The sequence below is a fragment of the Mesorhizobium sp. SEMIA396 genome (assembly GCF_024518615.1).
Lineage (GTDB): Bacteria > Pseudomonadota > Alphaproteobacteria > Rhizobiales > Rhizobiaceae > Mesorhizobium.
This window is the reverse complement of the sequence record NZ_JANIFC010000001.1, coordinates 912391-926296: the sequence shown is the minus strand read 5'-3', so window position 1 is coordinate 926296 and position 13906 is coordinate 912391. Positions and strand designations below refer to the sequence as shown.

Genomic DNA, 13906 nt, shown 5'->3' with positions numbered 1-13906 from the left:
GGAGAACAGTCTCTTGGCGTCCAGCATTCACGACCTTGCCCGTCACTTGAACATATCGATCGGCACGGTGTCGCGGGCGCTGAACGGCCGCGCCGACGTCAATGCCGACACGCGCCAGCGCGTGCTCGAGGCGGCCAGGACGCTGAACTATTCGCCGAACCAGTCCGGCCGCAGCCTGAGGCAAGGCGCCACCCGTTCGATCGCCTTCATGCTGCAGCCGCATCCCGGCGACCAGCAATATGGCGAGCCGTTCTTCATTCCGTTTCTGATCGGGCTGCAGGCCAGGCTTGCCGAAAGCGGGCTCGACCTGACCGTGGTCATGGGCGCGCCGGGCGACTACCAGCAGGAGCGCCTGCGCCGTGTCGTCGAGACGCGCCGCGCCGATGCCGTGCTGCTGGCCTGGACGCGGCGCGAGGACGAGCGCATCGACTATCTCACGCAAGCCGGCTTTCCGTTCGCCACGCTCGGCCGCAGTCGCTCCGGGGCCAAGTCCTATCCTTCCCTCGACCTCGATTTCGAGAAGGCCGGCGCCGACGCCGTCGACCGCCTTGTGGCGCGCGGTCACCGCCGTATCGCCGCTATCCGCCCGTCGCTCGACCTCAATTTCGGCTATCTGTTCCTCGCCGGCTACCGCAAGGCCTTGCGGCGGCACGGCATCGAGGTCGACCCGGAGCTGATCGCGTCCGGCTTCATCAACGAGGCCGGCGGCTACAAGGTGACGCCCCAGGTCATGCGCTCCAAGGCCCCGCCGACCGCCATCATCTTCAACAATGATGCAATGGCGCTGGGCGGCTGCAAGTCGCTGGCCGAGATGGGCATCAGGCCGGGCCAGGACATGGCGGTAACCGTCATCGTCGACACGCCGCTCTGCCGCTATTTTTCCCCGGCGTTGACCGCCTTCCGCCCGGCGCTGGAGCCAATGGGACAACGGCTTGCTGAAATGCTGCTGGCGTCGCTTCCCGCCTTCGCCGGCCCGGAGGGGCCGCGGATCATCCGCGAAGTCTGGCCGCTGGAACTGGTGGCGCGCGACAGCGATTGATGGTGGCAGCAGGGCCGCCGATGTCGTCTCCCCTCAAACAGCACACCGGTGCCGCAGTGCACCGGCCGCAACCTTGAATGCGCGGGAGGCGCTGCAGGTTCCGGATCGCGCCACAACCAGGGCGATCAGCGATAGCCGGCCTTAAGACACTGGCGCCGCTCCGCCCTCTGCCGTGCGCCGTGCGATAAACTCATCCAGCACGCCTGATGTGGCGGCAGCCGTTGCCGGCGGCGCGAAATCGGCAAGCACCCGCCTCCAGACACCGGTGGCGCGCTCGCTCGCTGTCTTCGAGCCGCTTTGCGTCCAGTTGCCGAAATTCGACCAGTCGGCCACCAGCGGTTCGTAGAAGGCGGTGCGGTAGCGCGCCATGGTGTGACCGGCCGAGAAGAAGTGGCCGCCCGGCTGCACCTCGGCGATCGCCTCGAAGCCGATCGTATCGGTGTCGCCGGGCGTCGCGGCACAAAGTTCAGCCACCGTCTGCAGCGCCTCGATGTCGGTGATCAGTTTCTCGAAGGAGACACTGAGGCCGCCCTCCAGCCAGCCGGCGGCATGGATGCACATCGTCGCCCCGGCCAGCACCGAGCCCCACAGCGCGAACTGCGTCTCGTGCGCGGCCTGCGCGTCTGAGATGTTGGCGGCACTGCCGCCGCCCGATCGCCACGGCAGTCCGGTGAAGCGCGCCAGCTGACCGGCGCCCAGCGTCGCCTTGACGTGCTCGGGCGTACCGAAGGCCGGCGCGCCGGATTTCATGTCGACATTGGAGGAGAACGAGCCATAGACGACCGGTGCGCCGGGCCGCACGATCTGCGCCAGCGTCAGCCCGGCGAGCGCCTCGGCATGCTGCAGCGTCAGCGCGCCGGCGACCGTGATCGGCGCCATCGCGCCAGCCAGGCAGAACGGCGTGATGACGGAGATTTGGCCCGCGCGGGCGAAATCGATGATGCCTTGCGCCATCGGGATGTCGAGCTGGCGCGGCGAGTTGGTGTTGATGACGGTGTAGCAATATGCATTTGCCAGAAACTCGTCCTGCGACAGGCCGCGCGCCAGACGAATCATCTCGAACCCGTCCTCGACCTGCGGCGTGCCGCGCGCGAAGACGAACGGGAGCTTGTCCGACAGCGTCAGCTGCGCGCGGTTGACGGCATAGTGGCGAAAGCGGTTGTCGACATCCTGCGGTTCGATGCAGGGCCCCAGCATATGCAGCACGTCGAAATGCTGCACCAGCCGCATGAGATCCTCGAAATCCGCCAGTGTTCCCGGCCGCCGGCCGCGCTCGAGATCGGTGACGTTCGGCGCCCCGCATCCGGCGAGGAAGGTCATCGAGCCGAGCTCCAGCGTCAGATCGCGGGCGCGCGAACCGGCGTGAGCGTGGATCGATCTCGGCGCCGAGGCGAGTGCCGCCGTCACCATGTCGCGGCCGATGCGCACCATGTCGGTGTCCGGATCGACCAGCGCGCCGGCGCTGGCGAAGTGCTCACGCGCCTGCGGCAGCAGCACCTTGATGCCGAGCTCTTCCAGCACCCGCAGCGCCGTTTCGTGAATCGCGGCCACCTGATCATCAGAAAAGATCGGCTGTGGCAGGAACGGGTTCTTCAGCGAATGGTAATTGGGACGGCGGCTGCTTTCGCTGCCGGCCTCGCCCGTGCGTCCACGCCGGCGCTCGCGCCTGCCGTCCCGTGCCGCGTCATCGACCATCGGAAATCCTCCTCATTGCCGCATTGCCTTGCCCAGGGGATCATAGGGCGAGGCCGCGACGACATGCGCCGGCCGTTCCTCCCCCACGACATGCACGGAGAGCGCGGTGCCCTCGCCCGCGAAATCGCGGTCGACCAGCGCCAGCGCCAGGCTCTTGCCGATCGTATAACCGTAACCGCCCGAGGTGACGAAGCCGACACGCCGGCCCTGATGCCAGACCGGCTCGAAGCCGCTGGCATCGGCGTCGAGCGCATCGATTTCCAGCGTCACCAGGCATTGGCCGCTGCCGGCCTCCCGCTGTTTCGACGCTGCTTCGCGGCCGATGAAGTCGCTCTTGCCGAAAGCGATGAAGCGGTCGAGACCGGTCTGGCCCGGCGTATAGCCTTGCGTGAATTCGCGCGACCAGATGCCGAAGCTCTTCTCCAGCCGCAGCGCATTGAGTGCATAGTAGCCGATTTCGGCAAGGCCCAAATCCTCGCCAGCGCCCAGCAGCGTGTCGCGCAGAGTGGCATGCATGGTCACGGGGCAACTGATTTCGAAGCCGAGCTCGCCTGATATAGACAGCCGCGCCACACGTGCCTGCACCATGCCGATGTCGAATGTGCCGCAGGCCATGAACGGCAGCGCTGCGCCGGACACATCCTGATGCGTCGTTCGCTCCAGTATTTTGCGCGCGTTCGGCCCGGTCAGCAGGAAGCCGCTCATCGTGTCGGAGAGGTCGCCGACGGTGACGCCTTCAGCCGCATGGCTCTCGAACCAGCGCATGTGGAATTCCCGGAGATAGTAGGAGCCCATCAGCCAATAGCTGCCGCCGCCCCAGTTGAAGACGGTGAGGTCGCCCTTCAGCCGTCCGTCATGACCGAGCATCGGCGCCAGGCCGGCCCGCCCCGGCTTCGGCAGCCTGCAGGCGAGCAGCCGGTCGAGCCAGGCTTCCGCACCTGGCCCCGCCACCGCATAGCGCGAATAGGCCGAGATATCGACGAGACCGGCGGCGCGCCGCACCTGCAGCGCCTCGTCGCCGACGATGTCGAAGGCGTTGGAGCGCCGCAGCGTCGTGTTCTCGGCAAATTCCATCGGCGCGAAATAGGCCGGGATTTCCAGTCCCCAGGAAGCCGTCCATTCGCATCCCGCCGCGCTCATGCCGTCATAGGCACCCGGACGTTTCAGCGGCCGGCCGGCGGGCAGTCGTTCATTGGGAAAGGTCATCACGAAGCGGCGCGAATAGAACTGGCGCGTCGTCTGCCTGAGATATTCCCGGTTGGCGGCGAAGGCGCCGTAGCGAGCGATGTCCATGCCGAAGATGTCGGCCTGCGGTTCGCCGAAAATCATCCACTCGGCCAGCGACTTGCCGACGCCGCCGCCCTGGCTGAAGCCGGCCATGACGCCGCAGGCAACCCAGTAGTTCCTCAGCCCGCGCACCGGCCCGACAATCGGATTGCCGTCCGGCGTGAAGGTGAAGGCGCCGTTGACCCATTTGCGGATGCCGGCCGTCGCCAGGCAAGGAAAGCGCTCATGCGCCTTGGCGAGTTCGGGGCTGATGCGGTCGATGTCTTCCGGGATCAGCTCGATGCCGTAGTCCCACGGCGCGCCATCCATGTTCCAGTGCTTCGGGTTCTGCTCGTAAACGCCGAGCAGCACGCCCTTGCGCTCCTGCCTGAGATACGAAAAGCCGTCGAGATCGACGGCGATGCCGATTTCCCTGTCCAGCGCCGCGATCTCGGGAATGTCCTCAGTGATGAAATAATGGTGCTCCATCGGCGTCACCGGCAGGTCGATGCCGGCCATGCGGCCGAGCTGCTTTGCCCACAGCCCGCCGGCATTGACGACATGCTCGGCGATAATGGTGCCCTGCTCCGTGACGACATCCCAGCGACCGTCGGCGCGCGGCTTCAACTCGACCACCCGGTTGCGCAGGATGATGTCGGCGCCGCGCTTTTTTGCAGCGCCGGCATAGGCGTGCGTCGTGCCGTACGGGTCGAGGTGCCCCTCGTTGGAATCATGCAGGCCGCCTAGCACGCCGGTGACGTCGACGATCGGGCAGATCGCCTTGATCTCGTCGGGCGTGACAAGGCGCGCGGTCTCGATGCCGACCGACTGAAACACCGCCCAGGCCGATTTCAGCCACTCCCAGCGCGCGGGATCGCTGGCGATGTTGACGCCGCCCGTCATGTGCAGGCCGATATCCCAGCCGGATTCGGCCGCGATCTCGCGGTAGAGATTGATGGTGTAGTCCTGCAGCGCCGCCACGTTGGGGTCGGCGTTGAGCGCATGGAAGCCTGCCGCCGCGTGCCAGGTCGAACCGGCTGTCAGTTCGGCGCGCTCGATCAGCGCCACATCGCTCCAGCCAAATCGCGTCAGGTGGTAGAGCACCGAGGCCCCGACCACGCCACCCCCGATGACGACTGCGCGGTAGTGCGACTTCAAGGCTTCCCCTCCACGGTTAGTCCGAAGGCTGGATCATATATGCACTGGACATAAGTGTCCAGTGCCGCGCGCGCATCGTTTTTCGTCGACCGCCGGCATGCACTGCGCGCTGTCACGCAAGCATCATGTTCGCGCCGTAGACCGCGTTTCGGGGAGGCTTGCGCGGCATCATCGATGTCGCACCTCTTTCAGTTTTTCGTCCCGCGGCCGCTCCGGCACATCCGTCACAAAGAGGATTATCCATGAAACACCTGTATCGAACCGCGTCGCTCGGCGTCGCGCTGGCCTTGTTCACCGCCTTGACGCCGGCGCTCGCCGACAGCACCGCGACCGTCGGCGGCACGAGCTTTGTCAACAAAGGGCTGGTCGGCGTCGGCCGCATCCCGGCCGCTCAGCGCGACAAGTTCGGCGAGACGTTTGGTTCGGGCTCGGGCATGTCGATCGACACATCAGGCTGGACGCATGAGGCCGCCGGCTACAAAGGTTCGCTCTGGCTGCTGCCGGATCGCGGCTACAATGTCGTCGGTACCACCGACTACCGGCCGCGCCTCAACACCGTCGCCATCGAGTTTACCCCGGTGGCACCAGGTGCGGCACCTGCTGCCGGCCAGCAGCAGACCGGCGTCAAGGCAACGCTCGCCGACACCATGCTTCTCACCGACGACAAGGGGGCTGATGCCACAGGCCTGGATCCGCTCAACGGCGTGCGCGCGGCAAGCGGCGACATGCCGATCCTGCCGCAAGCCGACAATGGCAAGCTGGCGCTCGACAACGAGGCGATCGTGCGACTGCCCGATGGTTCGATGTTCATCTCCGACGAATACGGCCCGAACATCTATCGGTTTTCCGCCGACGGGCATCTGCTGTCGGCAACCCAGCCACCGGCTGCGCTGGTGCCGATGCGCCACGGCACGCCGAACTTCGCCTCGGACAATCCGGGACCCGGTGCCGCCGAGCCCGATCCGAAGGATCCCGACACCGGCCGCCAGAACAATCAAGGCCTCGAAGGCATGGCGATGACGCCCGACGGCAAGTTCCTGATCGCCGTGCTGCAGTCGGCGGCCAGGCAGGACGGCGGCGATTCCGGCTCGACCCGCCAGAACACCAGGGCGCTGGTCTATGACACGTCCGACCTCGCCCATCTCAAATTGGCGCACGAATATGTCGTGCCGCTGCCGGTGTTCAAGGATGCCAAGGGCAAGACCAAGGTCGCCGCGCAGAGCGAGATCGTGGCACTCTCCGACAAGAGCTTCCTGATGCTGGCGCGCGACAGCGGCAACGGCCAGGGCCTGAAGGGCGACGCCTCGCTCTATCGCCAGGTCAACGTCGTCGACCTATCCACCGCGACCGACATCGCCGGCGGCGCCTTCGACGGCGCTGACAGGCCGGTCGCCCCCAAAGGCGTCGTCGACCCATCGGTGACACCGGCCAAGCTGACGCCATTCATCGACATCAACGACAGTGCCGAGCTCGGCCGCTTCGGCCTGCACAATGGCGCGCCCAATGACCAGGATAACCTGTCCGAGAAGTGGGAGGCGATGTCGGTGGTCAGCGTGCTCGATGCGAAGCTGCCCGACGACTACTTCCTGTTCGTCGCCAACGACAACGACTTCCTCGCCCAGGACGGTTTTCAGGTCGGCGCGCCCTACAAGGCCGAAGACGGCGCCAATGTCGACACCATGTTCCTAGTCTATCAGGTCACGCTGCCGGGTTTGGCCAAGAAGTAACGACCACTGCACGGACGGGCGCGCTTGGCGCGTCCGCCTGGATGGCACCATCAACCAAAAGGCCCGCTCCCGGAAACGGTAGAGCGGGCCTCCTACTTTTACGCGAGTTTTGGTTTTCCACTCAGGTATATTTTCTTGTAAGCCTCGAAAACCGTCTCTAGATCGAATTTATCTTCCAACGCTGGAACAAGATTCAGAAGAGACTTCATTCCTGACAGCAAAGAGAACGCCAGGATCGAGGCCGCCTCCTCAAGTTCGCTTTCGGTGATCGACGGTTCGATCTTCAGCTCAATCCAACCAGGTCGAATTTCATGGAGATGTCGAACGAGCGAGGTCCAGGTCACATGCGCCGCGTCAGCGGATATTTCCCGGTAGACATGGGTCTGCCTGGGAAAGGGCGTCTGTATGTCGGAAATTTGGAACCTCCCCTTTGCCCCGGCACTTCTCCTCAAGAACTCTTGCAAGTGCTTTTCCGCTTCTTTTGCAAGCTTTCCTCTGCCGTTCGCCATGAATTTCTTGGCACGTGATCGCCGACTGACCTCGTCGTCAGATCGCAAGAGATCGATGTATCCGTCCTCGGTCTCAGCCAGAAACAAATGCACCGAGCATTCGATCGCTGAGCGGCAGGTCGATCGAAATGCCAAATCTCTGCCAGCATCAACTAGAACTAATGCCGACTGCGTTTCGGAAAGCAGCCGAGCCAAGAGTGCCAGCGCTGCAGACTTTCTTTCAGCGTGCTCAGCGTCACACAAGTCGATCTTGTCGAGTTCCAACACATCGACGCTTCCTAGAAATTCGCCAAACCAATCGCGCCAAACCTTGCGTATTGGCATAGCCGTCCCCATCCCCATCTGCGGCACTAGCATAACCACATCGTGCCTTGCCTCTCATAGCTTGAGTTGCAGCAACCGGCCAACACATAGCAGGTTCATCCGAACGCCCCGTAGAATCCGCGTGCAGACAAAGCGACCTGATTGAGTCGCGCACAAGCCGCACTGAAATCTTGCGTCACAGTGAGGCTGTCGCAAAGCGACTTTCTCGATGGGCACGCCTGTCGCTACCATGGCGTAGCACTGTCGCTCGATGAATGAGATAGTAGCGACATGGAAAAGCAAATGACGATGTCGAACGGCGCCAAAATCAGGGAACTGCGGGAAGCGGCCGGCATGACCCAGGACAAGCTGGCCGCTATGAGCCGAGTCGACAGACGTACCGTCCAGCGTGCCGAGCAAGGAACACGGCTGCAGATGGAGACTCTGTCGAGCCTGGCTGCTGCACTGGGCGTGCTTGTCGCCAACATTATCGTCAACGGCGCCCGCCACGAAGACATCGACAATCTCGACGCAAAGAGCCTTGTGGTACTAAATCGGATCAGGTCCGGCATGATGTTGATGAATATTGTGCGTGACAGCTATGAGGGAACGATCTCGTGCGAAGCTGAGCCGACATCAGAGAACATCGAGGCCCTGTCAGCGGTCATCACGAAGCTCGAGTCGCTTATGCCTCAGCCTTGGGAACGGCCGCATCAGCGACTGTCATTTCCGCTGTCGGAAAGATTGAAGGCGGCAGTGGAGGTAGGCGAGCAGCTCAGACAACTCGAAGGATGGGGAATCGCTTTTTATGCGGGCACCTACACCGCCCGGACTCAAGTTCCGACGTGGGATGGTGATCACGGTGAAATGTTCATCTCCAGCCGGACCCCGTACGAGCTGGTCACTATCTGTCGCGTGATTGTAGCCCATTCCGGCCAGGGCGACCGGATCACGACTAAGGCCAATGACATCTTTGTCCCAACAAAGCCGCTCTCGGACGCGTCGACCGAAAACGACAAGAAGCCTTTGGACGACGAGATACCTTTTTAGTTCCAATCTAGCTGAGCTGGATTGAGGTATCATCAAACCTGGGACATCCACGAGCTCTCTCAAGCGCTAACGGCGGCGTAATACGAAATTAGGAAATGATTAACCAACACAGTCTATGGTCTCAGGCATGACGAAGAAAATCGTATCCTTTCGGCTCTCGGCACACGAGATCGAGCTCATCGAGAAAAGCGCGCGAAGATTCAAAGTGAGCCGTTCACAGGCTCTCAGCGCGGCCATTCGAGCGTTCGATCACAACTATATGGCCGAAGACGAAACGTTTGTTCAGCGCACTCCCTGGTGGTTCGAATCCCTTGACGGTGACACAAGATGAGCAAGCTGGATCCGAATAAACTTATGATGGTTCTCGCGGTGATCACCCTCGTGGTTATTGCCGCGATGTCGGGATACCGGCTGCAGATCGGCCCGAGCGGACTGACATTTGAGCACAGCGGAGATGCCGATGCTGCTGCAAACTCGAAGCTGATCTCTCCGCCTCCATCCCATTGAGGAATGCAGCCGGCTCTTTGGAGCAAGATAGCTTATCCTCCCTCGGAAAGGTTCGGTCTTGGAGGGGTAGTGTACTGACCGCACGTCGGTGTTTGTCGAATGGTGAGCTGCTTCGCCGCAGTCCACAATTCGTGCAGACTTACTGCAACATCTCCGCGTCCCTCGGCACGCCCGCGTCGATCGGCTCGGCGGTTCTGCTCGACACGGCCATGATCTTGCCGGCAGCCGACAGGTTGGGACGCACGAAGACCTGGGCGGGGCCGTTGACGCGGCTGTAAAGGTCAATGATGTCCTGGTTCATGAAGCGCACACAGCCCGACGATGCGTTCTTGCCGATGGAATCCCACTCCGGCGTGCCGTGCAGTCGGTACATCGTGTCCTTGCCATCGCGGAACAGATACAGCGCGCGGGCGCCCAGCGGGCTCTGCGGGCCGGGCGGCATGCCGTCCTTGTATTTCGCCAATTCCGGCCGGCGCTGGATCATTTCCGGTGGCGGCGTCCAGACCGGCCACTTCTTCCTCGCCTGGACCACGGCGCTGCCGGTCCATCCGAAACCGGCTTTGCCAAGGCTGACGCCATAGCGGATAGCTGTGCCGCCGTCGCGCACCAGATAGAGGAAGTGCTCAGACGTATCGACGACAATCGTGCCGGGTTTCTCTCCGGTCGGGTCAGTCACGATCTGGCGCACGAACTTCGGATCGACCTTGGCGACCGGGATTGCCGGCAGTTGATAGCCCTCGTCGACACGCGCCGCATACATGCTCGCGGCATCGCCGAAAGCCGGATCGCTCGGCGGTGCTGCAACCGGCGGCGGCGGCGCCATGTCTGTTGTGGTGCACGCCGAAAGAGCCAGGGCACCCAAGGCGGATGCACCGAGGAACGCGCGCCTGTTCAGGCGCTCAAAAAATAGCGGAATATCGGACATGACCCCCCCGGCTTATCCAAGAACTGTAGGAATGCGGCCCCACGCATCGAGGATCAATATCCCATTCCGGAAGCTTTGAGAACATGATTAGATCACGGCATGACCTGTCCCGTTGAATCGGCAATCATCGCGCACGCGACTTGAAACGAACCTTCGCCGAGCTGCCCGCCATGGACGAAAAAAATCCCCCGCGCCGGCGCACCGGCGACCTGACCAGCGGCCCGATCCCGCGCACGCTTCTGCTGTTCGCCCTGCCGGTGCTCGGCTCCAACGTGCTCCAGTCGCTCAACGGTTCGATCAACGCCGTCTGGGTCGGCCGTTTCCTCGGCGAATCGGCGTTGACCGCCACCTCCAACGCCAACCTCGTCCTGTTCCTGATCCTCGGCACCGTGTTCGGCATCGGCATGGCGGCCACCATCCTGGTGGCCCAGTCGGTCGGTGCCCGCGACCTGCCCGAGGCGCGCCGCATCGTCGGCACCAGCGCGACGTTCTTCTTCCTCGTTTCTGTTATCCTCGCGGTCTGCGGCTGGATCTGGGTCGACGCCATTCTCAACACGCTCGGCACACCGGCCGATGCCTTGCCGCTCGCCCGCTCCTATCTGCGCATCATCTTCGTCGCCGTGCCGATGATGAACCTTCTGTCCTTCGTCATGACCGTGCTGCGCGGTGCCGGCGATTCACGCACGCCCTTCTTCTTCATGGCTCTGGCCGTCGTCCTCGACATCGTGCTCAACCAATTGCTCATCCGCGGCATCGGACCGTTTCCCGAACTCGGCATCGCGGGCTCCGCCACGTCCACGCTGATCGGCCAGACGGTAAGCGTGATCGCCATCCTGATCGTGCTCTATGTGCGCAGGCATCCGCTGCGGCTGGCCGGCGCCAACCTCGCCCTGCTGCGGCCCGATCCCACCTTGCTTCGCATCGTCGTCGTCAAGGGCGTGCCGATGGGTCTGCAGATGATCGTCATTTCGGCGGCGGCACTGACGGTGATGGGCATCGTCAATTCCTACGGCTCACAGGTCGCCGCCGCCTACGGCATCGCCGCCCAGCTGTGGACCTATATCCAGATGCCGGCGCTCGCCATCGGCGCCGCGGTGTCCTCGATGGCGGCGCAAAATGTCGGCGCCGGGCGCTGGGACCGGATCGGCCGCATCGCCGCCTCCGGTGTCGGCTTCAACCTGGTCCTGACCGGCGCACTGGTTGCAGTGCTGTCGGTTTTCGACCGTTCGGTGCTGAGCCTGTTCCTGAGCAGCGACAGCGCGGCGATCGACATCGCCGTCCACATTAACAATGTCGCCTCGTGGTCGTTCATTCTGTTCGGCATAACCATCGTGCTGTTTGCCACCGTACGAGCCACGGGTGCCGTGATGCCGCCGTTGATCATCCTGGTCATTTCGGTGCTGGTCGTGCGCACCGGCTTCGCCTATTTCATGCGTGGCGTGATCGGCGAGGAAGCGCTGTGGTGGAGTTTCCCGGTGGGTTCGATCAGCTCGCTTGTACTGGCGGCGGCCTACTACCGTTTCGGCCGCTGGCGCACCACGCACATGATCGAGAACAGACCGGCAGCCGGCGAGCCGCCGGACACCGGTCTTGGCGTGCCACGCGGACGCGCGCATCTTTCGCCTGAAACACCGAACGGCTGAAGTACCCGTCAGGCCATGGACATGGCGGCAGGGCCGCAATTGATTTGCCGCACTGCCCGTCACGCCAGACCCGGCGCAAATGAACCTATTTGCAGGAGAAGCCGGGCGCGATCTTGCACTTGCCGGGACGTGGCCTGTGCGGCCGATGGTGCGGAGGACGGTGCGGCTTGTGCCAGTGTGGCGGCCGATGCGGCGGACGCACGATGATGATTGGCGGGCGAACGATTTGGGAGCGTTCGAGATAGCCGGAGCTGGCCCAGCCGCTCACGCCGCCGCCATGGATTCTGCACCAGCCCGGCTGGCAGCCGGTGACATTGACCCTGAAGCCGCCGGGCAGCGTTCCGACCCTGGCATATCCCGCTCCCGGCCCGCTACGGACATTAAGATTGGTCGTGGTGTGGGCGCTGTAAGCGAAGGCTGCGGCGGACGTCCCGAAGACCGCGGCCATTATGGTCGCGAACACAAGCAGAAAACGCAATCTCATCAGTCCCTCCATTCGAATCCGGCCGTTCATCTGCTTCGGCCAAGACTGCCCTGCAAGAGGGAGCGGCCAAGCCAAGAAAAGTCAACAGGTGGGCGGCGTAACCGTTCTGGCCAGCGGGACTGATGCCGGATTTTTCTTGGACATGGTTGAGGAATTTCCCGGTTGCCGCCTATTGCTCTTCAACACCCGCTGACGTTTACTGTCTTTCGACAATCACCGCGGGCAAAGGTGGATCCATGGGCAAAGGCAGGGTCGAGGCATTCACCGACGGCGCATCGCTTTCAGTTTTTCCGCCACCGATGCGGCAAGGTCGGCATAGCGCTCCTCCAGCCGTTCCGCGGCCTTGATGATCGAGAAATCATGGCCGAACTTTTCCAGCGCCATACGCAGCTTCTCGACGAACTCGGCTTGTTTCTCCAGGGCGGAAAAGAGCGTCCTCACCTGCGTTTCGCTGATGTCGGGGTTGGCCAGCATCTGCGGCACCTCGCGGCCCATCTGGTCGCCAATGGCGGTCTGTTCTTTCAGGATTGCAACCCAGTCCGTCAATCAGGAAATCTCCGTTTGTCCCGAGGCTAAAGTTTGTTTTGTCCCCAAGGCAAAATCTCTTTTGCGGAGGCAAAGGGCAACATGCGCAGCCTCGACCGAACTGGTCAACCCGACAAGGCGGGCAGAGGCTTGCGCCGGCCGGTTCCGGCGCTAAGTTCGGCGCCATCGAACAAGGAACCCATCGCCCATGATCACCGACGCCGAGATCCAGACCGCCCTGCCCGCGCTTGCCCCAGGCAATGCCGCCGTTATCACCGGCGCCGCCAGCGGCATCGGTCTGGCGGCCGCCAAGCGGCTTGCACTGATGGGCATGAAGATCGTGCTGGCCGATATTGGCGGCGCGCGGCTGGACGACGCCTCGCGCGCCGTTTCCGCGATTGCCGGCGACGATGCCGTGCTTGCCGTCGCCGCCGACGTTTCGAAGGCGGATGAGGTACACCGCCTCGCCGAAAGGGCGTTCGGCGCCTTCGGCGGCGTGTCGCTGCTGATGAACAATGCCGGTATCGGCGACAATCCCGGAAAGCCATGGGAAAACGGCGATGCCTGGAAGCGGCTGCTGGACATCAATTTCTGGGGCGTCGTGCATGGCGTCGAGGCCTTCGCGCCGCGCATGCTGGCCTCGGCCAGCCCGGGTTTGATCGTCAACACCGGCTCCAAGCAAGGCATCACCACGCCGCCCGGCAATCTTGCCTACAATGTCTCCAAGGCTGGGGTGAAAACCTTCACCGAGGGCCTGTCGCATGCGTTGCGCAACGAACCCGGCGCCCATGTCGCTGCCCATCTTCTGATCCCCGGCTTCACCTTTACCGGCCTGACCGAGGGCGCGACGGAAAAACCGGCCGCCGCCTGGACCGGCGAACAGGTTGTGGATTTCATGCTGGAATCCCTGACCAGAGGCGATTTCTACATCCTGTGCCCGGACAATGAGGCGGCCCGCCCGCTGGATGAAAAGCGCATGGCCTGGGCGATCGGCGATATCATCGAGAACCGCCCAGCCCTGTCGCGCTGGCACCCGGACCACAAGGACAGTTTCGCGGCGTTCATGAAAGGCTGA

Annotated in this window: 13 protein-coding genes; 7 read left to right on the top strand and 6 right to left on the bottom strand. The window is 63.3% G+C overall.

The annotated features are described in order from the left end of the window. Positions 1-13 precede the first annotated feature (13 nt). Complete coding sequence (locus tag NP503_RS04545) at positions 14-1039, top strand: LacI family DNA-binding transcriptional regulator (protein WP_127270067.1); 1026 nt, start codon at positions 14-16, stop codon at positions 1037-1039. 141 nt (positions 1040-1180) lie between these two features. On the opposite strand, the gene NP503_RS04540 is transcribed toward NP503_RS04545, so the two are convergent. Both NP503_RS04540 and NP503_RS04535 read right to left on the bottom strand, forming a co-directional pair. Next, the gene (locus tag NP503_RS04540; RefSeq protein ID WP_127270069.1) at positions 1181-2734 is read right to left on the bottom strand and encodes a trimethylamine methyltransferase family protein; all 1554 of its coding nucleotides are present in this window, start codon (positions 2732-2734) and stop codon (positions 1181-1183) included. Positions 2735-2746: 12 nt separating this feature from the next. Next, entirely contained in the window at positions 2747-5158 is a 2412-nt protein-coding gene (locus NP503_RS04535; RefSeq protein WP_127328265.1) for an FAD-dependent oxidoreductase, read from the bottom strand. Between the two features lie 242 nt (positions 5159-5400). On the opposite strand from NP503_RS04535, the gene NP503_RS04530 reads away from it, so the two are divergent. After that, the gene (locus NP503_RS04530; protein WP_127267976.1) at positions 5401-6885 is read left to right on the top strand and encodes an esterase-like activity of phytase family protein; all 1485 of its coding nucleotides are present in this window, start codon (positions 5401-5403) and stop codon (positions 6883-6885) included. A 98-nt stretch (positions 6886-6983) separates the two neighbouring features. Here NP503_RS04530 and NP503_RS04525 read toward each other — a convergent pair whose 3' ends face one another. Further along, entirely contained in the window at positions 6984-7718 is a 735-nt protein-coding gene (locus NP503_RS04525; RefSeq protein ID WP_127272720.1) for a hypothetical protein, read from the bottom strand. Between the two features lie 282 nt (positions 7719-8000). On the opposite strand from NP503_RS04525, the gene NP503_RS04520 reads away from it, so the two are divergent. From NP503_RS04520 to NP503_RS04510, 3 genes are all read left to right on the top strand, one after another. Next, positions 8001-8747: a helix-turn-helix transcriptional regulator gene (locus tag NP503_RS04520; RefSeq protein WP_164748915.1), complete on the top strand. Its 747-nt coding sequence runs from the start codon at positions 8001-8003 to the stop codon at positions 8745-8747. Between the two features lie 127 nt (positions 8748-8874). Then, positions 8875-9078 carry a hypothetical protein gene (locus NP503_RS04515; protein WP_127267979.1) on the top strand — a complete coding sequence of 68 codons (204 nt, stop codon included), beginning with the start codon at positions 8875-8877 and terminating at the stop codon, positions 9076-9078. Further along, positions 9075-9254, top strand: coding sequence for a hypothetical protein (locus NP503_RS04510; protein WP_127267980.1), 180 nt, complete (start codon positions 9075-9077; stop codon positions 9252-9254). Before NP503_RS04515 ends, NP503_RS04510 begins: the two co-directional genes overlap by 4 nt. A 139-nt stretch (positions 9255-9393) precedes the next feature. On the opposite strand, the gene NP503_RS04505 is transcribed toward NP503_RS04510, so the two are convergent. Further along, the gene (locus tag NP503_RS04505) at positions 9394-10179 is read right to left on the bottom strand and encodes a L,D-transpeptidase (protein ID WP_127267981.1); all 786 of its coding nucleotides are present in this window, start codon (positions 10177-10179) and stop codon (positions 9394-9396) included. Between the two features lie 170 nt (positions 10180-10349). Here NP503_RS04505 and NP503_RS04500 point away from each other — a divergent pair, with 170 nt between their 5' ends. Continuing rightward, the gene (locus NP503_RS04500) at positions 10350-11822 is read left to right on the top strand and encodes an MATE family efflux transporter (protein ID WP_127267982.1); all 1473 of its coding nucleotides are present in this window, start codon (positions 10350-10352) and stop codon (positions 11820-11822) included. An 85-nt stretch (positions 11823-11907) separates the two neighbouring features. On the opposite strand, the gene NP503_RS04495 is transcribed toward NP503_RS04500, so the two are convergent. Both NP503_RS04495 and NP503_RS04490 read right to left on the bottom strand, forming a co-directional pair. Then, positions 11908-12306, bottom strand: a complete 399-nt coding sequence (locus NP503_RS04495) for an SH3 domain-containing protein (protein WP_127267983.1) — start codon at positions 12304-12306, stop codon at positions 11908-11910. A gap of 261 nt (positions 12307-12567) precedes the next feature. Further along, positions 12568-12852: a hypothetical protein gene (locus NP503_RS04490; RefSeq protein WP_127267984.1), complete on the bottom strand. Its 285-nt coding sequence runs from the start codon at positions 12850-12852 to the stop codon at positions 12568-12570. A gap of 187 nt (positions 12853-13039) precedes the next feature. Here NP503_RS04490 and NP503_RS04485 point away from each other — a divergent pair, with 187 nt between their 5' ends. After that, complete coding sequence (locus tag NP503_RS04485; protein ID WP_127269257.1) at positions 13040-13906, top strand: SDR family NAD(P)-dependent oxidoreductase; 867 nt, start codon at positions 13040-13042, stop codon at positions 13904-13906.